Origin of the sequence: Glutamicibacter sp. NPDC087831 (assembly GCF_044742845.1) — a bacterium.
GTDB lineage: Bacteria > Actinomycetota > Actinomycetes > Actinomycetales > Micrococcaceae > Glutamicibacter.
The window spans coordinates 578,016-600,113 of the sequence record NZ_JBIUVH010000002.1 but is presented as its reverse complement, the minus strand read 5'-3'; the positions used below and the strand labels follow the sequence as shown (position 1 = coordinate 600,113).

The window sequence follows — 22,098 nt, the reverse complement described above, 5'->3', positions numbered from 1 at the left end:
TCGTTCGTCTTATTTTTCTTCTGGGTTCATGCTTCTGATCTGCCGCGCCGCAGTTGCGGCGTTTCTAGATCGTGGTTCGGGGCTGCCGTTCGAAAATTGAAGCGGCCGCAATGCCGACAACGACACCGAGAAGATTTCCCATAGCGCAGTCCCACACCATCTGGGATCCGCTCTTCGGATTAGCCAGCTGAAGCATCAGGATAATCAGCGGCGTGAAAAAGCTGAGGGCAAGGCCGTAGTTCCGGACCATATAGGCCTCGGTTGGGAACATCAGCAAGATGATGCAGCAGCCGATCATCAGTTCGCTGGGAGTCAGGGCCGTGATCCCAAACAACACGCCTGTACCGGCCAGGGTTCCCCCGATGCGGTGAGCCCCACGTCGCAACCGGCCCCGGGCATTGCCGACGGCAAGCGGAACGGCCGCCCCGGCCATGGTCCATTGGAGATGCTCGACCTGCAGAGTAATCCCGACAGCTCCAGCTAGGAAAACAACTATCAGGTAGGTGCATGCCCTGCGCAGGATGCGGGGCCATGGAATCGCGAGGCCTTCCGAGCCGCACTCTTCCACTCGTCCGAAGCGTGCGGCTTGGCCGAGCAGGATGCTGAACAGAGCGGTGGCGACGAACGCGGCCAGGCCATCAAGGGCGGGACGTTCCCCCACCGGCAAAGTTCCCAACGCACCAAACGCAAAGAGCGGAAAGAAGGCACCGCCGGGCTTGAGCCCATATCGATCAGCGATCAATGAGCTGAAGGCCGCCCAGAACATGCCTCCGGCAAGCAGCGTCCACCCGCGCATACCCAAGGGGGCCATGGCGATCCCGCAAAATCCCGCACACAGCATCAGTGCAGCTCCGAGCACCTGGTCCTTCAGTCGCTGCGAGCGATGCGGATTTCGGCCGTACATCCCGACAATGGAGCCGAAAACAGCGTAGGCAAGGAGGTCCGTTCTGCCAATCAGCAGCAGTGCAATCCCCGGAAGTCCCAATCCGAGGCCTACGCGCAGGGCCGGGCGGATCTCTGGGCTGTACGAAATGGCGAAGAGCTGCCAATTCACGAGCGAACCGCGCGTGAATTTGAACTTACCAATGACTGTGGGACCGGAGCTGCTCTGCCTGCCGTCATCATGGAATCCCGAGTCGTCCTGGCAATTATCTGATTGCCTGCATCCCTCGGATCCCATGGTGCCTCAAGATGGTCAGGTTCCACTGTTCTCTCCGCTCCCAGTTGCACGGCCCAATTCCTAAGCGACTTGGGGTCTGGTTCTAGGTTCAGGGATTACCATTGATCAGATCCAATAATTAGATCCGATGATTCAGTAAGTGCTACTTATGATTCCTGCTGAGATGCATATCGACCGCAGGGAATGTGCTAGAAATTATCTTTTCGAGCGCCTGCGACATCAGGGTTAATGGACTGCTGTCTTCCATTACAAGAGAAATTTGCGAGGTAACTTGCGGATCATCCAGCCTGTAAAGCTCAATACCAGGCAGAGCTCCCAAGGGTGGCAACCACTGGCGCGGAACTATGCTGGCCCAGTTCCCGGTGGACACATGCGCGAGCAACGTGACTATCGAGTCGCATTCGATTCGCGGCGAGACTACCAGATCGTGCCGGCTGAGCGTCTGGTCGAGGACCTGGCGCCCTCGAAGAGATGAGTCGAGGAGGCATAAGGGCAACTCCAACGCCGTCGCCCAAGCCGTCGTTGCGCCCTCGGGGAGCATCCCCGGCGCAGTGAGCAGCACATGTTCCTCGGCATAGAGCGGATAGACCAGCAGTCCAGCTAGGTCCTGCGGCTCCGCGTAGATAAGGCCCGCGTCAAGCTCGTAGTTCCTGATCTGACGGACGATGTCCGCCGAATGGAGACTCGCCTGGACGTTGATGCCCACTTGCGGATGCGCACGGGCAAACTTGTCGGTGAGGGTTGCAACAGTTGAAGAGGCAGCAGGAACCGTTCCCAATCGAAGTGTTCCATTCAGGCCATTCTCGTAATGGGAGATTTCCTGTCTCAGCGAGGCATGGTCTTTCAGGATTTTCCGAGCCCATTTGAGAACCGTCTCGCCTTCAACGGTCAGCCCTTGGAAGGCATGGCCCCGGCGGACCAATGGCGCGCCCAGTTCCTTTTCGAGTTTTCGAATGCCCTCTGATAATGCTGGCTGGGAGACCGCGCATTCTTCAGCTGCCCGGGCAAAATGTCCCTCATTGGCCAGTGCCACCAGATATTCCAACTGTCTAAGCATCATGTTCATATTGCATCATTTCCTGCAGGAACAAGTGCTATCGATGGCCTGGGGGCGTGCCGCAGCGGTTCGATCAGAAGCAGGCCTGGCAATGCAAAAAGACCCCGGCACCGGCAGTGAAAATCTGCCAGATGCCGGGGTCTTCGCGACTCAAGGTCCTACTCGGTTTCTTCCTTTGCTTCCGGTGCCATGTCACTGGCCACCGTGGCTCCGGCCGCTACCGCGGGCACCGCAGCCGTATCCGGATTCGCATCCACATCCTCGGCCGGGCCGGCGAACTGCGACTGGTACAGCCGGTAGTAGGCGCCCTGGGTCCCCAGCAGGTGCTCGTGGTTGCCCTGCTCCACGATCCGGCCGGACTCCATCACCAAGATGGTGTCCGCGTCGCGGATCGTGGACAGCCGGTGGGCAATCACGAAGCTGGTGCGGTCGCTGCGCAGCGCGGCCATCGCCTGCTGCACCAGCAATTCGGTACGGGTATCCACCGAGCTGGTCGCCTCGTCCAGGATCAGCAGCGACGGGTTGGCCACGAACGCGCGGGCGATGGTGATCAGCTGCTTCTCGCCGGCCGACACGTTGGTGCCTTCCTCGTCGATGATGGTGTCGTAGCCATCGGGCAGCGCGCGCACGAAACGGTCCACGAAGGTCGCCTTCGCGGCCGCGATCACTTCCTCATCGGTCGCATCCAGCCGGCCGTAGCGGATGTTCTCCATGATGCTTCCGCCGAACAGCCATGCGTCCTGCAGCACCATGCCCACCTTCGAGCGCAGATCAGCGCGGGAAAGATCGGTGATATCGCGGTTATCGAGCATGATCTTCCCGGAATTCAGCTCGTAGAAGCGCATCACCAGGTTCACCAGCGTGGTCTTGCCCGCGCCGGTCGGGCCGACAATCGCCACCGTGTGCCCCGGATCCGCGTCGAAGGACAGGTCCTCAATCAGCGGCTTGTCCGGGGAGTAGGAGAAGGACACGTTCTTGAAGGAGACATGCCCGTCGGCACGGGCAGGAAGGCTGTCCTGCGCGTCGTCCGGTTCCTGTTCCTCGGCGTCCAGCAGCTCGAAGGTGCGTTCAGCCGAAGCCACGCCGGACTGCAGCATGTTCGCCACGCCGGCAATCTGGCCCAGCGGCTGGGTGAACTCGCGGCTGTACTGGATGAACGCGGTCGCGTCGCCCAGGCTCATCGTGCCCGAAGCCACGCGCAGCCCGCCCACCACGGCGATGCCCACGTAGGCCAGGTAGGACACGAAGTTCATCACCGGCATGATCATGCCCGAGACGAACTGGGCGCCGAAGCTGGCCTTGTACAGTTCCTCGTTGCGCGCGGTGAAGCGGTCCACCATGTCCGCTTCGCGGCCGAAGACCTTCATCAGCTCGTGGCCGGAGAAGGATTCCTCGATCTGCCCGTTCAGCGCCCCGGTGTTCTTCCACTGCGCGGTGAACAGCTTCTGCGCCCGGGTGCCGATAATGCCCGCGGCAGCTGCCGACAGCGGCAGGGCCACCAGCGCGATCAGCGCCATCTGCCAGGAGACCACGAACATCATGATCACGATGCCGATAACGGTCATGGCCGAGGAGACCAGCTGGCTCAGCGCCTGCTGCAGCGCATTCTGGATGTTGTCCACGTCGTTGGTCACGCGCGAGAGCAGATCGCCCCGCTGGCGCGTGTCGAAGTAGTTCAGCGGCAGCTTGTTGATCTTGTCCTCGACGTCCTTGCGCAGGTTGTAGACCACGCGCATGACCAGCTTGTTCAGCAGCCAGCCCGAGGCCCACGAGAAGAGCGAAGCGACGAAGTACATGGAGAGCACGATCAGGATGTACTGCGAAAGCTGGGTGAAGTCGATGCCCTGCCCGGGGACGAAGTCCACCTTGGAGAGCATGTCGGCCTGGGTTCCCTGCCCGGAGTCGCGCAGCTGCTGGATCACCAGCTCCGCGGGCGTGCCGGCCGGGATGTTCTTGCCGATCAGCCCGGCGAAGATCACGTCCATGGCCTTGCCCAGGATCCGCGGTGCGATCACCGAGAGCACCACGTACACGGTGATCAGCGCGAACACCAGGACCATGCCCAGCTTGTACGGGGACATCAGCCCGACCAGGCGCTTGGCCGATGGCCAGAAATGCTCGGCCTTGCGCACCGGGGCGCCGCCGCTCCAGTCGTCGGCTCCCGCCGCGGCATCGAATTCATTGACGTCCGCAAGCTCGCTTTCGAGCTGTTCCGGATCGATATTCTTCTGCTTCTTCGCCATTTAGGCCACCTCCTCCACGCTCAGCTGGGATGCCACGATTTCCTGATAGGTTTCCGAGGTTTCGAGCAGTTGCTCGTGGGTACCCCGGGCCACGATTTCGCCATGGTCCAGGACCAGGATCTGGTCCGCACCGGTAATGGTCGATACGCGCTGGGCCACGATGATCACCGCGGCGTCCTTGGTCGGTTCGGCCAGGGCCGCACGCAGCCTGGCATCGGTGTTCACATCCAGTGCCGAGAAGGAATCATCGAACAGGTAGGTGCTCGGCTTCGCGGCCAGGGCCCGGGCAATGCACAGGCGCTGGCGCTGGCCGCCGGACACGTTGGTGCCGCCCTGGGAGATCTTCGAATCCAGCTGGCCTTCGCGTTCGGCGACGAAACCGTCGGCCTGGGCCACCCTCAGCGCATCCCACAGGTCATCTTCGGTAGCGTCCTGGGCGCCGAAGCGCAGGTTGCTGGCGATGGTCCCGGAGAACAGGTAGGGGCGCTGCGGCACCGCGGAGATGTTCCGCGAAATGGTGTCGCGTCCCAGTTCCCTCAGCGGCACCCCGCCGATCAGGATCTCGCCTTCGGTGGCGTCGTAGAGCCGCGGGATCAGGTTCAGCAAGGTGGTCTTGCCCGCACCGGTGGAGCCGATGATGGCAGTGGTCTGCCCCGGCTTGGCGGTGAAGGAAATATCGTTGAGCACCGGCGCCTCGGCGCCGGGGTATCCGAAGCTGACGTTCTTGAATTCCACGGTGCCCGGGGTGGGCAGCGCGATTTGCCGTTCGGCGGCGTCGAGCATGCTCGGCTCGCTGTCGAGTACCTCGGAGATGCGGTCGGCCGAGACCATGGCACGGGGAATCATCATGGCCATGAAGGTACCCATCATGACCGCCATCAGGATCTGCAGCAGGTACTGCAGGAAGGCGGTTAGCGCGCCGACCTCCACCTGGTTGTTATCCACCCGGTGCCCGCCGAACCACAGCACGGCGGCGGTGGACAGGTGCAGGATCATGGTGATCGCCGGGAACATCAGCACGAACAGGTTGCCGACCTTGACACCGAGGTCGGTCAGCTTCTGGTTGGCATCGGCATAGCGCTGCGTCTCATGCTCTTCGCGCACGAAGGCGCGCACCACGCGGATGCCGGTGATCTGCTCGCGCAGCACGCCGTTGATCCCGTCGATGCGGGTCTGCATATCGCGGAACAGCGGCATGAGCTTGATGACCAGCAGGCCCACGACAATGAGCACCAGCGGTACCGAAACCCAAACGAGCCAGGACAGTCCGGGATCTTCGCGGATCGCCATGATCACGCCGCCGATGGACATGATCGGCGCGGTGATCATGAAGTTCAACGCCATCAAGGTGAGCATCTGGATCTGCTGCACGTCGTTGGTGCCGCGCGTGATCAAGGTGGCGGCGCCGAATTTGTTGACGTCCTGGGCCGAGAAGGTCGAGACCTTCTCGAAGACCGACTGGCGGATGTCGCGGCCCACGCTCATGGAGGTCTTGGCCCCGAAATAGACGGCTGCCACCGCGGTGGCTACCTGGATGAGGGCCACCACCAGCATCAGTCCGCCGGTGCGCCAGATGTAGTCGATATCGGCTTCGACCACGCCGACGTCGATGATCCTGGCGTTCAGGCTAGGGAGATAAAGAGTGGCCACGGTGGTGGCCAGCTGCAAAATGACTACGGCAATGATCCACCCCGTGTACGGCTTGGAGTGTTTCAAGATGAGCTTGAGAAGCATGTGGGAAATCCTCGCTGGCATCAAGCTCTCCGGCATGCTGGACCTTCGGATTAAGGGCAGCGTGATTGAAGAGCGATTGCCAGTCTAGCGCTCGCCTTGGACACTTTGAATCATCCTTGCGATTGATTTCTGTCAATCACTGGCAAGTACCCGCATTCCCGCAGGATCCCGGGCATGGTGGCGTTAATCATAAACCGTGTACATACCGGCAGGACAATCGCCCGGGATTCCTGAAACGCCAGTAAGCCGCTCAATCCGCGTGACCGCACCGGGGCGGCGAAGACCGCCCGCCTGCAGCTTGCGCCGCTACTTCAAGGCGGCTGTTGATTCGCGGACCACGAGCCTGGTCTCCAACTGGAAAGGATGGGCGAATCTGCCCGGATCATCAGCCAGCGCCAGCAGCCTCTCCACGGCGATTTGCCCCATGGAGTCCAGGGGCTGGCGCACTGTGGTCAACGGCGGCGACATCCACGACGCCGCAGACGCATCGTCAAAGCCAACCACGCTGAGCTTCTGCGGAATCCCGATGCCCAGCTCCTCCGCCGCACGCAGCACGCCCAGCGCCACATCATCGGAAACCGCGAAGATCGCGGTCGGCGGATTCTCTGCATGGAGCATTTTCAACGCTGCCGCACGACCGGATTCAGGCGTAAAGCTATCTCCTGCAACAAGGGATTCTTCAACCCGGACGCCAGCTTCCTGCATTGCGGTGCGGAAGCCCTGCAGCCTCTCCCCAGCCGGCACCGAATGGCGCGGCCCGCTGGCGAAGCCGATTCTCCGGTGCCCTAGGGCAAGGAGATGCTCAGTTGCCTGCTTTCCCCCTTGCCAGTTGGTAGCCCCGATGGAAACCATGTGCTCCGCATTGGGCGCGGAGGGATCAATGACGATCACCGGCAGCTCATGGCTCCTGCACCAGCGGACCTTGCTGTCTTCCAGGAAGGTCGTGACAAGAACCAGCCCGGCGACGCCGTTCTTCACCTGCTCTCGCAGCCAGGCCATCGATAGCACGTCATGCCCCCGGGCCTCGCCCTCGATGCAGGTATTGACCAGTTCAACCCCCGCGCGTTTCGCAGCTCGGATTGCCCCATTGAGCACCGTTGCCGCATACGGGCTATTGAAGTGGTCGAAGACGATAACCACTGGCTGGCGGCTATTGCTCTCTTTCGAACGGCGGCGGGGCGCATATTCCATGTCTTCGGCAATAGCCGCGATTTTCCGGCGCACCGACTCGCTGACGTCCCCGCGATCATTGAGCGCCTTCGAAGCCGTTGACATTGACACGCCCGCGGCCGCGGCAACGTCCTGAAGTCGAATAACCACAGAGCCACCTCCTAATCATGCGTTCTGCCGATCGCCCAGCTCTCGACTCGCACCACATGTGATGCACGACATAATATATCGCAAATCTTCCAGCGCCACTACGAAACTTTCGAAACATTCTCACGACCAAAACGAATTAATGGGAGATTTCCGCACGTCGACCGTCGCCACATTCGATCCTGGAATGCTGCATTAGCGCTGATTTATAGCGGGAATTCAGAAACTCCTACTTTCGGAATTCATCCTTGACGAGACCTGCGCCACACTATAACCTTTCTCCACCGCCGCGAACTTTCCGAAACTTTCGTTCGCATGCGTCGGTTGATTGTTGTCACGTCCCTGCCAAGCAAAGGAATCCCGCAATGCGCAACGCCAAGAACTCGCCCTCCTTATCTCCGCGGAAGTTCAGCACCCCGCGGCGGCTGCTGGTTTCGGCAGCCATGATTGCCCCACTGGCGCTGTCCGCCTGTGGCGGCGCGCAACCGGGCGGAGAAGCCAACGGCGAATTCTCCGCTTGGGCGCTGACCGGTACCCAGCAGAACGCGTTCAAGGATTCCTTCGCCCAATGGAATGAGGGAAATCCGGAGCAGCCCATCGCGGCCGATTTTTTCGCCAACGATGCCTACAAGGAAAAGGTCCGCACCGCAGTCGGTGCCGGCAATGCACCAACACTGATCTTCAACTGGTCCGGCGGCACGCTAGCGGACTACGTGGCCAACGGCAATGTCGTGGATCTGACCGGCAAGGTCGATGCGCTGGAGGAACGTGCCATCGAGGCCATCGAGAAGACCGGTGAAGTCAACGGCGTGCAGTATGCCGTCCCGAACAACAGCACCCAGCCGGTGGTGCTCTACACCAACAAGAAGCTCTTCGAGCAGGTAGGCGTCGAAGCCCCCACCACCTGGCAGGAAACCCTCGACGTGGTCAAGGCCTTCAAGGCCGAGGGCATCACTCCCTTCGCTGTCGCCGGACAGAGCCAGTGGCCCTACCTGATGTGGATCGCCTACCTGACCGACCGCATCGGCGGCCCGGAGGTCTTCCAAGCCATCCAGAATAACGAGCCCGACGCCTGGAGCCACCCAGCGGTCACCGAGGCATTAACCAAGATCCAGGAACTGGTCGATGCCGGCGGCTTCGGCGATTCCTTCGGCTCCGTGGTTGCCGACGCGAACGCCGACGCCGCCCTGGTTCACACCGACAAGGCCGCCATGCTGCTGCAGGGATCCTGGCTCTACGCCGGGTTCAAGGCCGATGCTCCGCAGTGGTATGAGGAAGAGAACCTGGGCTTCGCCCCATTCCCGACTATCGAGGGAGGCAAGGGCGATCCCTCGAATATCGTGGGCAACCCGGCGAACTTCTGGTCGGTGTCGGCTGATGCCTCCGAGGAAGCCCAGCAGGCTGCTTTCGAGTACCTCAACGACTACACGCTCAATGAGGAATCGGTGAAGAGCTTCATCGGCCTGGGCCTGGTGCCTTCCGTTGACGGTGCCGAGGAAGCCATCGCCGCTAGCGAGGACTCGGACTTCCTTGGCTACGCCTACAAGTCTGTGCAGGACGCTCCGAACTTCCAGTTGTCCTGGGACCAAGCACTGGCCCCCGACCAGGCACAGGTCCTGCTGACGAATCTGTCGCAAATTTTCCAGGGTTCCATTACCCCGGAGCAGTTTGTGAAAACCATGAACTCGACCATTAAGTAGCCCTGATGCTGATGAAATCCCATACTGCGCCGGTGCGGTCGCGCCAACGGCGCGCCACCAGCATCGGCCCGAGCAATTGGCTGCTGGCACCGGCACTAGTGTTCTTCGCCGTCTTTGCCCTGGTTCCGCTGCTGGGCGTGGCCGTACTCTCGTTCATGCACTGGGACGGGCTGGGCACCCCGTCCTTCGCGGGCATGGCCAACTGGCAGCAGACCTTCTCCAACCCGGTCACGCTGAACGCCATGTGGCTCACTTTTGCCATGACCGTGCTGTGCTACCTCACCCAGGCGCCGATCTCCATACTGATTGGCGTGTTCATGGCTGGCGAGCAGAAATATCGTGCCGTGTACTCGGTGCTCTATTTCCTGCCGCTGCTCTTCTCCGCAGCCGCCGTGGGCATCGCTTTCAAAGCGCTGCTGGACCCGAATTTCGGATTGTCCAAGGCCTTCAATATCGGTCTGCTGAGCCAGGACTGGCTCGGCAGCACCGACCTGGTCTTCTACGTCCTGATTTTCGTGATCTCGTGGTGCTTCGTTCCCTTCCACTCGTTGCTCTACCAAGCAGCGGTCAGGCAGATCCCCACCTCCATGAATGAGGCGGCCATGCTCGACGGGGCGGGACGCGTGCGCACCTTCTTCTCGGTCACGCTCCCGCAGATCAAGTACACAGTCATCACCAGCTCCACGCTGATGATTGTCGGGTCCCTGACCTACTTCGATCTGGTGTTCGTGATGACCAACGGCGGTCCGGGAAATGCCACGCGCATCCTGCCGCTGGATATGTACCTCACCGGGTTCCGCAGCTACCAAATGGGTGCGGCCAGCGCCATTGCAGTGATCCTGGTGGTCGTGGGCCTGCTGGTCTCGCTGCTGCTGAACAAATTCAGCGACACCAACAAGATGGAAAGCCAGCAGGAGGGCGCCTGATGAAACTGCAAACCAAGAGCGGCTACGCTCCGAACGTTCCCGGCGGTCTCGCTGCAACCTTCTGGCTGCTGGTCACCGTGGTGCCGATCTACTACATCGTGGTCACCAGCCTGAAGCCACGCCAGGAGTATTTCAGCTCCAACCCGCTGGCATGGCCGAAGGAACTCAGCTTCGAGGCCTACGGCCGGGTCCTGGAAAACGACTTTGCACTGTACTTCTTCAATTCCGCTCTAGTCACCGTGGTGTCGGTCGCGGTAGTGCTGATGATTTCGCTGCTGGCAAGCTACGTGATAGTGCGCAACCGCGGAGCTTTCGCGAAGTTCAGCCACCGGCTGTTCCTGCTGGGCATTGCGATCCCCATCCAGGCGACCATCATCCCGGTCTACTACATGATCGTGAAAATGGGCCTCTACGACTCATTGCTGGCATTGATCCTGCCGAGCATCGCCTTCGCCATTCCGATCAGCGTCCTGATCCTGACCAACTTCCTGCGCGATGTTCCTTCCTCGCTCTACGAGGCCATGACGATAGATGGTGCCAGCCACTGGCAGATGTTCCGGTTGCTGGTACTTCCCTTATCCAAGCCAGCCATTATGGCCGTGGGCATCTACAACGCATTGCAGGTATGGAACAGCTTCCTCTTCCCGCTGGTCCTGACCCAGAGTTCGGAAGTGCGCGTATTGCCCTTGTCCCTGTGGACCTACCAGGGCGAATTCGCAGTGGATATCCCGGCGGTACTCGCCGCCGTGGTCCTCTCCTGCGTCCCGATCCTCGCGGCCTACATTCTCGGCCGCCGCCAGCTAGTGGCAGGCCTGACCGCTGGCTTCAGCAAGTAATCCCCAAGAACTTCTGCAAAGGAACATTGTGAACTCCAATATTTCCCCCTGGCATGACGCTAGCAAGCCAATTGCCTCCCGCGTCGAGGCCTTGATGGCCGAGATGACCATCGAAGAAAAGGTCTCCCAGCTCGGTTCATTCTGGATTCGCCCGGCAGAGCGCAACAGCAATGGCGAGGGCAACGTGGCCCCCATGGAAAACACCTTCTCCAAGGATCATGCTAGTTTCGACGCCGAAATTGTTGATGGCTTGGGGCAGATCACTCGCGCCTTCGGGTCTGCACCGCTGGAACCCTCCGAGGGCAGGGCCCGGCTGGCCGAGCTGCAGCGCAAGGTCATGGCGGCCAATCGCTTTGGCATTCCTGCCCTGGCGCATGAAGAATGCCTGACCGGTTTCACCACCCTGGGCGCCACCTGCTACCCCGCCTCGATCGCGTGGGGCGCCAGCTGGGATCCGCAGCTGGTGGGCGAGATGGCCACGCGCATTGGCGCGGATATGAAGAGGGCCGGCGTGCACCTGGGACTGTCCCCGGTGCTCGACGTGGTACGGGATTACCGCTGGGGCCGAGTGGAAGAAACCCTGGGCGAAGATCCCCATCTGGTCTCGGAGCTGTCCACAGCCTATGTGCGCGGCATCCAGGGCTCCGGGGTCCACGCCACCTTGAAGCACTTCGCGGGGTACTCCGCCTCGCGCGCCGGACGCAACCACGCCCCGGTGACCATCGGGCATCGTGAATTCGAGGATGTCATCCTTCCTCCCTTCGAACGTGCTGTGCGCGAAGCCGGCGTGAAGTCGGTGATGAACTCCTATTCGGATATCGACGGCGAGACCCCCGCGGCCAGCCACCGGCTGCTCACCGAGGTGCTGCGCGAACGCTGGGGCTTCACCGGAACCGTGGTCTCTGATTATTGGGCCATCAGCTTCCTGGAAACCATGCACCGCATTGCCAAGGACCAGGACGAGGCCGGCATCATCTCGCTGGCCGCCGGGATGGACGTCGAGCTGCCCGAAACCAATGCCTTCCGCAACCTGGCCCAGGCCGTGTCCGACGGCCGGCTCAATGCCCAGGTGCTGGACACTGCGGTCCGCCGCGTGCTGGTGCAAAAGGCCGAGCTCGGGCTGCTGGACGCAGGATGGTCGCCGGAAGCGGATTGGGAAGGTGAGCAGGTGGACTTCGACTCGCCCGCCAACCGCGCCCATGCGCGAAAGATGGCCGAAGAATCCATCATCCTGCTCAAGAACACCGGGATCCTGCCGCTAGACGCCCAGACGGCTCCCGCATCCATCGCCGTGGTGGGCCCTTCGGCCTCCCAGCCGCGAGCCCACCTGGGCTGCTACTCCTTCACCAACCACGTGCTCTCGCGCTTCTTCGGCGAGGATGCCCACGGCATTGAGTTGCCGTCCATTCTTGATTCGCTGCGCGCGGCGCCAGGTCTTGCCGGAACCCAGATCAGCTACGAGCGCGGTGTCGATTTCACCGATCCGGATGGCAGCGGCATCGCTGCTGCGGCGGACGCCGCCCGCGCGGCCGAGGTGGCCATTGTGACCGTCGGCGACCTCGCGGGCCTCTTTGGCCGCGGCACCTCCGGGGAAGGGTGCGATGTGGTGGACCTCTCGCTGCCGGGCCGGCAGGCTGACCTGGTTGAAGCCGTGCTGGCTACCGGCACGCCGACCATCCTGGTGCTGGTGACTGGTCGTCCGTACTCCCTGGGCGCCTTCGCCCAGCGGGCCGCCGGAATCGTGCAGGCATTCATGCCCGGCGAGGAAGGCGGACCGGCCCTGGCCTCGGTGCTGACCGGAGCGGTCAATCCCTCGGGCAAGCTGCCGGTGCAGATTCCCGATCATATCGGCGGGCAGCCCGGCACCTACCTCCAGCCCCCGCTAGGCTGGTACTCCGATGGCGTGTCCAACCTTGATCCGCGGCCGCTGTATCCCTTCGGCTACGGATTGTCCTACACCGGATTCGAGCTGTCGGAACTGCAGATCTCGGCTGCAGAAATCGCCAATGACGGCACCGTGGAGATCTCGGCGACGGTCGCGAACATCGGAGAGCGCTCGGGAGCCGAGGTCATCCAGCTCTACCTGGGCGATGATTTTTCCTCGGTGGTCCGGCCGCGCCGCTGGCTGGCCGGCTTTGCCAAGGTGGCGCTGGAAGCAGGCGAGTCCAAGCGCGTGAGCTTCTTGGTGCACGCGGATCGCACCTCCTTCACCGGGCTGGAGAACCGGCGCATCGTGGAACCTGGCAGCTTTGCCGTCCAGCTGGGCACCAGCAGCGAGGATCTGCCGTTGGCCGGTTCCTTCGCGATCACCGGTGAAGTGCGCGAGGTCCCGGAGGGACGAGTCATGGATACGCCGGTGAAGGTGAGCGCAGTGGCTTCGCAGCGGCTCCAGGAAGCTGCGCCCAGCGGAGCCTAGCGGGGCTGTCCAATAGCTATTCGCTGCTGTCTTCCACCGCTCGCCGACCGACACCTTCGAGATGCTTCTCCATGGCTGCTCGGGCGGCGTGCGGATCCCCGGCTTCGAAGGCCTGGAGGATTCTGGTGTGCTCGGAGATGGCGCAATCGGCGTCGGTGACGCCGCGTCCGGCGAAGAGCCGGAAACGCTGCACCTGGCCGCCGAGGGCCTGGAAGGCGGTAAGCAGGAAGGGGTTGCCGGTGAATTCCGCGATAAGCCGGTGGAAGTCCTCATCGGCTTTCCAATAGTCGCGGAATTCGCTGTAGGACCCGCCGGTCGGGGCGGTGCGCAGCCGCTCGATGGTGTCGGCGAGCTGTGCCACCATGTCCCCATCGGCCCGGGCGCAGGCCAGTTCCGCATTCTCGGCTTCGATGAGTTTCCGAACGGCCACCAGCTGGCCATGTTCTTCTGCCGTCATCAGCGGCGCCACCCGATAGCCCTTGAGGGCCGCTCGCCGCACCATTCCGGTGTGTTCCAAGCGCGCCAAGGCTTCTCTCACCGGGGTCGGCGAGACTCCCAAGTCGCGGGCAATTCCGTCGATGCTCAACGCGGCGTCAGCCTCAAACCGCCCATCGATCAGGGCGGCGAGGAGCTCCTCATGCACGCGATCAGCCAGTACCTGGCGTGAGGGCAGCGAGGTTTGGGAAAAGACGGAAGCCATCAAACCATCATATATTCGTCGGCACGCATTGGGTCTACCTTCCAGATCAAGCTATTGACACAGATCACACTTTCATAGATCCTATAGGATATTGGATTCAAATATTGGAGGTAGAATGACCTATACCGCAGCCGACTGGCCGATCACCGCAGCCCTGCTGCAGTTCCCCCACGAACTGCGCTCCGGAGGCACCGTCCAAGACGCCGATGCCTCAGTGTGGCTCGACGTATTCACCGAAGTGCGCGAAGCCGGCTTCGCCAACGTCGATCTTTTCGACGGCTGGGTCCGTCCCGGCGATCTCAGCACGCAGCGCTTGGATGAGCTCAAGGCCACCGCGCAAGCGGCCGGCGTCGGCGCACCAGCCATCTCGGCCATCCGCCGCAGCGTCATCGATGCGCAGAACTGGGAGGAGAATCTGGCCTACAGCCACCGCACCCTGGAGGCCGCCGCCCAATTGGGTTGCGAAGTCGTTTCCTTCGGTTTGCACCAGGCCCTGACTGCCGCACAGCGCGAGCAGCTGTGGTTCTGGACAGTTGAAGGCCACCAGGATCCTGTGGGCGACAGCGAAACCTGGGAGAAGGCGGTAACGAGAATCCGCGAGCTGGGCACCCATGCCGCCGAGCTGGGGCTCCTGGTCTCCCTGGAAATGTACGAAGACACCTACATCGGCACCGGCGACTCGGCCGTGCGCCTGCTCCAGGACATCGACCTGCACAACGTCGGGCTGAACCCGGACCTGGGCAATCTGGTGAGGGTGCACCGCCCCATCGAAGACATCCACGAGCTCATCGCCAAGACCATGCCCTACGCCAACTACTGGCATGTGAAGAATTACCTGCGCGATGAGAATGTGGCGCGCGGGCAGTTCTCCGCCATGCCGGCCCCGCTGGAAACAGGCGTGATCAGCTACCGCGAAGCTTTCAAGGTGGCCCTCGAGCACGGTTTCCAGGGCATCATCTGCACCGAGCACTACGGCGGAGACGGACTAAGCGTCAGCGCCACCAACCAGCGCTACCTGCGCGAGCAGATCCTGCCCAAGACCGCCGACTACCAGCTCGGCACCCCCTTGGTTGCCCAGGGCCGCCAGCAGCTCCAGGCGTCCTAGTCCGTTTCCCGACAAGCACAAGCAGGTTCCAGAAGACATGACAAAAATCTTTGACGATCCCACAGGATTCGCTGATGCAGCCATCGACGGCCTGGTCGCGGCGCACCGCAACCGCCTGGAACGGGTTGACGGCGGCGTGGTTCGTGCCAGCGAAATGAAGCAGAACCAGGTTGCCGTCGTCATCGGCGGCGGCTCGGGGCACTACCCGGCCTTCGCCGGCCTGGTCGGGCCCGGCCTGGCTGCCGGCTCCGCCTGCGGCAATCTCTTCGCTTCGCCTTCCGCCGGGCAGATCTACCGGGTGGCCAAGGCCGCCTCCACCGGCGGCGGGGTACTGCTCAGCTACGGAAACTACGCCGGAGATGTACTGCATTTCGGCCAGGCCGCTGAACGGCTGGCCGTGGACGGAATCGAAACCCGCACCGTGGTGGTCACTGACGATATTGCCAGCGCCCCTCCGGAACGCAAGCATGAACGCCGCGGAATCGCCGGGGACCTGACCGTCTTCAAGATCGCCGGGGCCGCTTCGGAAGAAGGTGCGGACCTCGACGAAACCGTCCGCTTGGCGCAGAAGGCCAACGAGCGGACCCGGAGCCTTGGCGTGGCCTTTGACGGCTGCACCCTGCCCGGTGCCGACGCCCCGCTATTCCACGTTCCGGAACAGGGCATGTCCCTGGGCCTGGGCATCCACGGCGAACCGGGGATCTCCGAGCACCAGTTGCCTACCTCCCGCGAGCTAGCCGAGCTGCTGGTCACCCGGCTGCTGGCAGACCGTCCAGCCGAGTCAGGTAACCGGGTCGTGCCTCTTGTCAACGGCTTGGGCACGGTCAAATACGAGGAGCTCTTCGTGCTCTTCGGCCACGTGGAGCGGCTGCTGAGCGCCGCCGGCCTGCAAGTAGTTGAGCCAGAATGCGGTGAATTGGTCACCAGCCTGGACATGTCCGGTGCCTCGCTGACCCTGTTCTGGGTGGACGAGGAACTCGAACGGCTCTGGAGCGCCCCGGCCGATACTCCGGCCTTCCGGCGCGGCAACCTCACGACCGCCGAGCGCCGCAACTTCACGGTGGACGACACCGAGGAATCGGCCCACGAGGTGGCCACCGGAGCTTCGGCGCAGCTGGGCCAGCAGGCCGCCGGGCTGCTGGAAACCACACGGGAAATCATCGTGCGCCACGAAGCGGAACTCGGGGATCTCGACGCCATCGCCGGGGACGGCGACCACGGGATCGGCATGCGCCGCGGCATCGAAGCGGCGGTCGGTGCCGCGAAGGCCGCGGCCGGAAACCGCAGCGTGCGCGATGTCCTGGCTGCCGCCGGCGAGGCATGGAGCGAGAAAGCCGGAGGAACCTCGGGCGCCCTCTGGGGAGCCGGAATCACCGCCATCGGAGTGTCGCTGGGCAACCGCGAGCAATACAGCGCCCCCGATCTGGCCCACGCTGTCGAGTCCTTCGGCGCTGCGGTCATCACCCTGGGCAAAACGGATCTGGGCGACAAGACCATGGTCGATGCGCTGCTCCCCTACGCGCAGGCCATCCGCGAAGGCATTGACGCCGGCAATCCGGTGGACCAGGTCCTGGAAGACGCGGCCGGCAACGCCGTGGCAGCGGCGGCGGCCACGGCGAACTTGCGGCCGAAGAAAGGCCGGGCCCGCCCCCTGTCGGAGAAATCGCTGGGCCACCAGGACCCGGGCGCGTATTCCTTTGCCCTGATCGTTGCCGGCCTCGCCACGCAGCACGCCAGCAGCACCCTGGCCTGACCCCACGAAGCACAGCAGAACGAGGAAAGCTATGGAAAAGAAACTGAAAATCATCATCGGCAACGACGAAGCCGGAGTGGACTACAAGCTCGCACTGAAAGCCCTGTTCGAAGCCGATGACCGCGTAGAATCCGTGGTGGATGCCGGCGTGGGATCCAACGACTCAACGGCGTACCCGCATGTTGCTGTCGCCGCCGCACGGCGGGTGGCCGCGGGCGAAGCGGACCGCGCGCTGCTGATCTGCGGCACCGGCTTGGGTGTCGCGATCGCCGCCAACAAGGTTCCCGGCATCCGTGCCGTCACCGCCCATGACTCCTACTCGGTGGAGCGTTCGGTGCTCAGCAACAACGCCCAGGTGCTCACCTTCGGCCAGCGCGTCATCGGATTGGAGCTGGCTAAGAAGCTGGCCACCGAATGGCTAGGGTATGAATTCGACGCCACCAGCGGATCCGCTGCCAAGGTCGACGCAATTTGCTCATACGAGCCCGAAGCAAACTAAGCCCGCTGCAAGGCCAACTCATCAACTTCCCAGAAAGACACACATTATGGATATCAAAGTAGCAATCATCGGTTCGGGTTACATGGGCGGCGGCATTGGCCAGGTGCTGGCCTTGGCTGGTGCACGCGTAGCCTTGGCCGATACCTCGGCAGAGGTTGCGCAGAAGAACCTGGAACGCCTGCTGGCCGAATCTGTTGATTTCGAATCCCGCGGCCTGTTCCCGGAAGGCGCCACCGAAATCCTGAAGCAGAACCTGTCGGCGGCGCCATCCTTGGAGGAAGCGGTTGCCGGGGCGCAGTTCATCGAGGAAGCAGTCCCCGAAATCCTGTCCATCAAGCACGACATCCTCCGGCAGATCAGCGCCGCCGCGGATCCGGAAGCCGTCATCGGTTCCAATACCTCGACCATCTCGATTGGCGACATGGCCAGTGCCGTAGCTAATCCGGAGCGCTTCCTGGGCGTGCATTTCTCCAATCCCTCGCCCTTCATTCCAGGCGTCGAGATCATTCCCCATGAGGGAACCTCCCAGGCAACAATCAACACGGCCGTCGGATACGTCGAGGCCACCGGCAAGGAGACAGCGGTGGTCAAGGACGTCACCGGTTTCGTCCTGAATCGCCTGCAGTACGCGCTCTTCCACGAAGCTACCCAGCTGGTGGAGGACGGCGTTGCCTCGGCCGAGGCCATCGACACCTTGGTCCGCACCACCTTCGGCTTCCGCCTGCCGTTCTTCGGTCCCTTCGCGATTGCCGACATGGCCGGGCTGGATGTATACAACTTCTGCTACACCTCCCTGCAGTCCGACTTCCCTGAACGCTTCGCCACCCCAGGGATTCTCACCGAAAAGATCGAGGCAGGCAAACTGGGCACCAAGTCCGGCGGGGGCTTCTTGGATGTGCCTGCGGACCAGCTGCCGGAGCTGATCGCCTACCGCAACGAGGCGTACGTGAAGATGGGCAAGCTGCTCAAGGAACTCGGCCCGGCGCCCCTGGCGACGCAGAACGCCCAGTAGCGGTCCATGTCCACGATCATTCGCTCCGAATCCCAATACATTGGCGTCAGCACAAAAATGTATCTGGGCTACGCACGGTCCCTGGCTTGGCTCGAAGGGATCCGCGAGCAACTGCTTGCGCACGATGCGCCAGGGACAGCAACCTCAGAAGTCGTTGCCTTTGTTGCTCCGTCCTTCCCGGTGCTCGAATCAGCGGCGCGGATACTGCGCGGTACAGGGTGCCAATTGGCCGCACAGAACTGTGCGGCCTCCGAGGGTGCCATCACCGGTGAGGTCAGTGCCGGGATGCTCGCAGAACTCGGGGTGCAGATCGTGGAGCTGGGGCATGCCGAACGACGTGCAGACTTCGGTGAAGACGACCATGTGGTGGCAGCCAAGGTACGCGCTGCCGCCGCGGCCGGCCTGCGCCCCCTGCTGTGCATCGGAGAGCTGGAACACGGCGACGCGCCAAGCGCAGCACGCCAATGCCTGCAGCAGATCGCCGCAGCGCTGGGCAGCGGGACCCAAGAAGCGGTCGATCCGGCCTCGGTGCTCTTCGCCTATGAACCGGTCTGGGCGATTGGCGCCGCCCAACCGGCATCCGCCGAGCACATCAATGCCGTATTGAGGATTATCCGCAAAAAACTGACCCTCAGCGAGAAACCCGTAGCGCTGATTTACGGTGGCAGCGCAGGCCCGGGCCTGCTCCCCCGCCTTCCCGAGGCCGATGGCCTCTTCCTGGGCCGATTCGCCCATGACCCAGCCAACTTCGGCCTCGTGCTCGATGAAGCGCGCGCCCGCCAAATTCAACTGGAGACCCCATGATTCAACTGACCTCCCTCAGGGTGGCAGCAGCTACGGCACCCGAGGCGACGCTGCCCATTCCCGTCCTGCTGCTGATCGCGGTGCTGGCCATAGCCTTGCTGCTGTTCCTGATCATGAAGGTGCGCATGCATGCGTTCTTCTCATTGATCATCGTCAGCTTGCTGACCGCGGTCGCCGCCGGAGTGGGCGCACAGGATCTGCTCGACACCATCGTCGGGCCCTTCGGCAAGACGCTGGGCACCGTGGCGATGCTGGTGGGATTCGGCGCGGTGCTGGGACGCATTATCGAAACCTCCGGCGGCGCCCAGGTGATCTCCGCGAAGCTGATCGGCCTGTTCGGCGAGAAGCGCGCCCCGCTGGCGTTGTCCGTTGCTTCCCTGCTCTTCGGCTTCCCCATCTTCCTCGATGCCGGCTTCATCGTCATGCTGCCCATCATCTACACGGTGGCGCGCCGGGTGGGCGGCGGACTGCTGCGCTACGCGCTGCCCTCGGCGGGCGCATTCCTGGTCATGCACGCACTGGTGCCACCGCACCCGGGACCCGTGGCAGCTGCCGGAATCGTCGGCGCCGACGTCGGCCTGGTGCTCATGGTCGGACTGCTCGTTGGCCTGCCTACCTGGTATTTTGCCGGATACCGGCTGGCGCTGGTGCTCGCCGCCCGCACCCAGATGGTTTCCGTCCCCGAGCTGATGGGCAAGCCCAAAGAAGACCAGGAGAATCCGCCAAGCTTCGGGATAGTGCTCAGCCTGCTGCTCTTGCCGCTGATCCTGATTTTCATGAATACCGGCATCAAGACCCTGCAGGCTACGGGGTCGGTACCGGAAGATGCGCTGTGGGCCCAAATCCTGGTATTCATCGGCAATACCCCCATCGCCCTGCTGATCTCCACCTTGCTGGCCATGTACCTGCTGATCATCCGGGGACATGGGGGCCCGATCGGCGGGGCCCTGGAGAAAGTTGTCGACGACGCGCTCGCTCCGGTCTGCTCGATCATCCTGATCACCGGCGCCGGCGGCATCTTCGGTGGTGTCCTCACCGCCACCGGCATCGGCGGGGCGATGGCTTCGAGCCTCCAGGCCGTGGGCATGCCGCTGATCCTGGCTGGCTTCCTGATCGCCGTGATCATGCGCGTCGCCCAGGGCTCCGCCACTGTGGCCGGCACGACGGCCGCCGGGCTGATGGCTCCGGCCGTTGCCGCTTCCGGCGACCATTCCCCGCTCGCGCTGGCCTGCATCGTCGTGGCGATCGTCGCTGGCGCAATTACCCTGTCCCATGTGAACGACTCGGGCTTCTGGCTGGTGAGCCGTTTCCTGGGCATCTCCACGAAGACTGCACTGTCGACGTGGACCGTGATTGCCACCGCCATCGGCGTGATGAGCTTCGCGCTGTGCTGGCTGCTCTACGCATTGGTGGCATAGGCACAATACCCGCGGGCGTTGAATACGCGCCGGTGGCACTGGATGGGCGAGCTGCCCGGCGAACCGATCGGTTTGCCGGGCAGCTCGCCTATTGGCGTCACTAGTTGCCCCGGACGGCGGACATCACCGTACTGCCTAGTCCGGTGCCCCGTGGCCCAGATAGGCCAAAGCGGCCACCACCTGGGTGCGGGTTCCGGTTTCCAGGGTCGGATGGATCACCGGGGCGAAGAATGGCGAGTGGTTCGCCGGGATCTTCGAGGCAACGGTGCCCTCGGCGACCGCCGCCCGATAGGCGTCCGGATCCGCGCAGCCCACCGTCCAGTAGGTGTACGGGATGCCGAAGGAATCGGGGATGATGCTGAAGTCCTCCGAGGCGGTGGCCGGTTCGGCCTGGTAGACCTGGCCCTGGTCGAAGTGGGCTTCGAAAGCCTTGGTGATCCGGTCGTTGGCCACCGCGTCATTGCTGGTCAGCGGGAACTGGTCGTAGAACTCGAAGTCCGGTTCCTTGGGCGAGCCGGCCGCGGCGCATTCGCCGCGCACGATGCGTTCGATGGAGTCGATGACGTGCTGGCGCAGCTGGAGATCATAGGTGCGAATGTTCAGCAGCAGCTGGGCCCGGTCCGGGATGATGTTCGCGGCGCTACCGGCATTCAACGCGCCGACGGTCAATACTGCGAACTGCCCGGGCCGGGTTTCACGCGAAACAATGGTCTGCAGCTTGAGCACGATGGACGAGGCCAGGACTACCGGGTCCACCGAATTATGCGGCATCGAGCCGTGCGCACCGCGCCCGTAGACGGTGATGCGCAGGCTGTCGCCGGCGGAAAGGATCGGTCCCGCGGTGGTGCCGATCCTCCCCGCTTCGACGGGCATCACGTGCTGGGCCAGCGCCACATCGGGCTTCGGGATCCTCTCCACCAGCCCATCGGCCACCATGGCCTTGGCCCCTGCGGCGGTCTCCTCGGCTGGCTGGAACAACGCCAGATAGGTGCCGGACCAGCGCTCGCGGTTCCCGGCCAGGAACCTGGCCGCTCCCAGCAAGGTGGCCATGTGCATGTCATGGCCGCAGGCGTGCATGGCCCCGGGGACCGTGGAGGAATATTCCAGCCCGGTGTCCTCGGCGACCGGCAGGGCATCCATGTCGGCCCGGGCCAGTACCACCGGCCCCTCGCCATTGCGCAGGATTCCGACGATTCCGGTACCGCCGATCAGGCAGGTTTCATAGCCCAGATCCTCCAGTTCCTCGCAGATTCGCGCCGAGGTCTCGTGCTCGGCCAGGCCCAGTTCCGGATGCCGGTGGAAATGCTTATAGAGCTCCTCCTGCCAGGGCAGCTGCTGCGAGATCGAGGCGGTGATTTCCTGTGCAGTGCCCATCGGGTTCCTTCCATCGCGCCCAGC

Annotated in this window: 17 protein-coding genes; 10 read left to right on the top strand and 7 right to left on the bottom strand. The window is 63.0% G+C overall.

The window, feature by feature from the left end; genetic code table 11:
* Positions 1-64: 64 nt before the first annotated feature.
* From ACIOJF_RS09280 to ACIOJF_RS09260, 5 genes are all read right to left on the bottom strand, one after another.
* Positions 65-1,180 carry an FUSC family protein gene (locus ACIOJF_RS09280; RefSeq protein WP_402741558.1) on the bottom strand — a complete coding sequence of 372 codons (1,116 nt, stop codon included), beginning with the start codon at positions 1,178-1,180 and terminating at the stop codon, positions 65-67.
* 142 nt (positions 1,181-1,322) lie between these two features.
* Positions 1,323-2,246 (bottom strand): LysR family transcriptional regulator, encoded by a 924-nt coding sequence (locus tag ACIOJF_RS09275; RefSeq protein WP_208294295.1) that lies wholly within the window; start codon positions 2,244-2,246, stop codon positions 1,323-1,325.
* A 149-nt stretch (positions 2,247-2,395) separates the two neighbouring features.
* Positions 2,396-4,480 carry an ABC transporter ATP-binding protein gene (locus ACIOJF_RS09270; RefSeq protein ID WP_105656089.1) on the bottom strand — a complete coding sequence of 695 codons (2,085 nt, stop codon included), beginning with the start codon at positions 4,478-4,480 and terminating at the stop codon, positions 2,396-2,398.
* Positions 4,481-6,214, bottom strand: a complete 1,734-nt coding sequence (locus ACIOJF_RS09265; protein WP_105656088.1) for an ABC transporter ATP-binding protein — start codon at positions 6,212-6,214, stop codon at positions 4,481-4,483.
* A 306-nt stretch (positions 6,215-6,520) separates the two neighbouring features.
* On the bottom strand, positions 6,521-7,534 hold the full coding sequence (locus tag ACIOJF_RS09260) for a LacI family DNA-binding transcriptional regulator (protein WP_402741557.1): 1,014 nt from the start codon (positions 7,532-7,534) through the stop codon (positions 6,521-6,523).
* 362 nt (positions 7,535-7,896) lie between these two features.
* On the opposite strand from ACIOJF_RS09260, the gene ACIOJF_RS09255 reads away from it, so the two are divergent.
* The 4 genes from ACIOJF_RS09255 to ACIOJF_RS09240 are packed head-to-tail and all read left to right on the top strand — an operon-like array spanning position 7,897 to position 13,409.
* Positions 7,897-9,231: an ABC transporter substrate-binding protein gene (locus ACIOJF_RS09255; protein ID WP_022875664.1), complete on the top strand. Its 1,335-nt coding sequence runs from the start codon at positions 7,897-7,899 to the stop codon at positions 9,229-9,231.
* Between the two features lie 5 nt (positions 9,232-9,236).
* Entirely contained in the window at positions 9,237-10,157 is a 921-nt protein-coding gene (locus ACIOJF_RS09250; RefSeq protein WP_402741556.1) for a carbohydrate ABC transporter permease, read from the top strand.
* The gene (locus ACIOJF_RS09245; protein ID WP_402741555.1) at positions 10,157-10,993 is read left to right on the top strand and encodes a carbohydrate ABC transporter permease; all 837 of its coding nucleotides are present in this window, start codon (positions 10,157-10,159) and stop codon (positions 10,991-10,993) included. Before ACIOJF_RS09250 ends, ACIOJF_RS09245 begins: the two co-directional genes overlap by 1 nt.
* A gap of 28 nt (positions 10,994-11,021) precedes the next feature.
* The gene (locus ACIOJF_RS09240; protein WP_402741554.1) at positions 11,022-13,409 is read left to right on the top strand and encodes a glycoside hydrolase family 3 N-terminal domain-containing protein; all 2,388 of its coding nucleotides are present in this window, start codon (positions 11,022-11,024) and stop codon (positions 13,407-13,409) included.
* 16 nt (positions 13,410-13,425) lie between these two features.
* On the opposite strand, the gene ACIOJF_RS09235 is transcribed toward ACIOJF_RS09240, so the two are convergent.
* A complete protein-coding gene (locus ACIOJF_RS09235) occupies positions 13,426-14,109 on the bottom strand; it encodes a GntR family transcriptional regulator (protein ID WP_402741553.1) in 684 nt (227 codons plus the stop codon).
* 115 nt (positions 14,110-14,224) lie between these two features.
* On the opposite strand from ACIOJF_RS09235, the gene ACIOJF_RS09230 reads away from it, so the two are divergent.
* The 6 genes from ACIOJF_RS09230 to ACIOJF_RS09205 are packed head-to-tail and all read left to right on the top strand — an operon-like array spanning position 14,225 to position 20,700.
* Positions 14,225-15,214 carry a sugar phosphate isomerase/epimerase family protein gene (locus tag ACIOJF_RS09230; RefSeq protein ID WP_402741552.1) on the top strand — a complete coding sequence of 330 codons (990 nt, stop codon included), beginning with the start codon at positions 14,225-14,227 and terminating at the stop codon, positions 15,212-15,214.
* Between the two features lie 37 nt (positions 15,215-15,251).
* The gene (gene dhaL, locus ACIOJF_RS09225; protein ID WP_402741551.1) at positions 15,252-16,967 is read left to right on the top strand and encodes a dihydroxyacetone kinase subunit DhaL; all 1,716 of its coding nucleotides are present in this window, start codon (positions 15,252-15,254) and stop codon (positions 16,965-16,967) included.
* 31 nt (positions 16,968-16,998) lie between these two features.
* Entirely contained in the window at positions 16,999-17,466 is a 468-nt protein-coding gene (locus tag ACIOJF_RS09220) for a ribose-5-phosphate isomerase (RefSeq protein WP_402741550.1), read from the top strand.
* A gap of 46 nt (positions 17,467-17,512) precedes the next feature.
* Positions 17,513-18,478, top strand: coding sequence for a 3-hydroxyacyl-CoA dehydrogenase family protein (locus tag ACIOJF_RS09215; RefSeq protein ID WP_402741549.1), 966 nt, complete (start codon positions 17,513-17,515; stop codon positions 18,476-18,478).
* 6 nt (positions 18,479-18,484) lie between these two features.
* On the top strand, positions 18,485-19,282 hold the full coding sequence (locus ACIOJF_RS09210) for a triose-phosphate isomerase family protein (protein WP_402741548.1): 798 nt from the start codon (positions 18,485-18,487) through the stop codon (positions 19,280-19,282).
* Entirely contained in the window at positions 19,279-20,700 is a 1,422-nt protein-coding gene (locus tag ACIOJF_RS09205; protein WP_402741547.1) for a GntP family permease, read from the top strand. The genes ACIOJF_RS09210 and ACIOJF_RS09205 overlap by 4 nt, the downstream gene beginning before the upstream one ends.
* A 135-nt stretch (positions 20,701-20,835) precedes the next feature.
* Here ACIOJF_RS09205 and ACIOJF_RS09200 read toward each other — a convergent pair whose 3' ends face one another.
* Positions 20,836-22,074, bottom strand: coding sequence for a M20 family metallopeptidase (locus ACIOJF_RS09200; RefSeq protein WP_402741546.1), 1,239 nt, complete (start codon positions 22,072-22,074; stop codon positions 20,836-20,838).
* Positions 22,075-22,098: the final 24 nt, after the last annotated feature.

What these genes read in the sequence shown, in the direction of transcription:
- ACIOJF_RS09280 (WP_402741558.1), bottom strand. Translation starts at nt 1,180, where the DNA reads ATGGGATCCGAGGGATGCAGGCAATCAGATAATTGCCAGGACGACTCG.
- ACIOJF_RS09275 (WP_208294295.1), bottom strand. Translation starts at nt 2,246, where the DNA reads ATGAACATGATGCTTAGACAGTTGGAATATCTGGTGGCACTGGCCAAT.
- ACIOJF_RS09270 (WP_105656089.1), bottom strand. Translation starts at nt 4,480, where the DNA reads ATGGCGAAGAAGCAGAAGAATATCGATCCGGAACAGCTCGAAAGCGAG.
- ACIOJF_RS09265 (WP_105656088.1), bottom strand. Translation starts at nt 6,214, where the DNA reads ATGCTTCTCAAGCTCATCTTGAAACACTCCAAGCCGTACACGGGGTGG.
- ACIOJF_RS09255 (WP_022875664.1), top strand. Translation starts at nt 7,897, where the DNA reads ATGCGCAACGCCAAGAACTCGCCCTCCTTATCTCCGCGGAAGTTCAGC.
- ACIOJF_RS09250 (WP_402741556.1), top strand. Translation starts at nt 9,237, where the DNA reads ATGCTGATGAAATCCCATACTGCGCCGGTGCGGTCGCGCCAACGGCGC.
- ACIOJF_RS09245 (WP_402741555.1), top strand. Translation starts at nt 10,157, where the DNA reads ATGAAACTGCAAACCAAGAGCGGCTACGCTCCGAACGTTCCCGGCGGT.
- ACIOJF_RS09235 (WP_402741553.1), bottom strand. Translation starts at nt 14,109, where the DNA reads ATGGCTTCCGTCTTTTCCCAAACCTCGCTGCCCTCACGCCAGGTACTG.
- ACIOJF_RS09230 (WP_402741552.1), top strand. Translation starts at nt 14,225, where the DNA reads ATGACCTATACCGCAGCCGACTGGCCGATCACCGCAGCCCTGCTGCAG.
- dhaL (WP_402741551.1), top strand. Translation starts at nt 15,252, where the DNA reads ATGACAAAAATCTTTGACGATCCCACAGGATTCGCTGATGCAGCCATC.
- ACIOJF_RS09220 (WP_402741550.1), top strand. Translation starts at nt 16,999, where the DNA reads ATGGAAAAGAAACTGAAAATCATCATCGGCAACGACGAAGCCGGAGTG.
- ACIOJF_RS09215 (WP_402741549.1), top strand. Translation starts at nt 17,513, where the DNA reads ATGGATATCAAAGTAGCAATCATCGGTTCGGGTTACATGGGCGGCGGC.
- ACIOJF_RS09210 (WP_402741548.1), top strand. Translation starts at nt 18,485, where the DNA reads ATGTCCACGATCATTCGCTCCGAATCCCAATACATTGGCGTCAGCACA.
- ACIOJF_RS09205 (WP_402741547.1), top strand. Translation starts at nt 19,279, where the DNA reads ATGATTCAACTGACCTCCCTCAGGGTGGCAGCAGCTACGGCACCCGAG.
- ACIOJF_RS09200 (WP_402741546.1), bottom strand. Translation starts at nt 22,074, where the DNA reads ATGGGCACTGCACAGGAAATCACCGCCTCGATCTCGCAGCAGCTGCCC.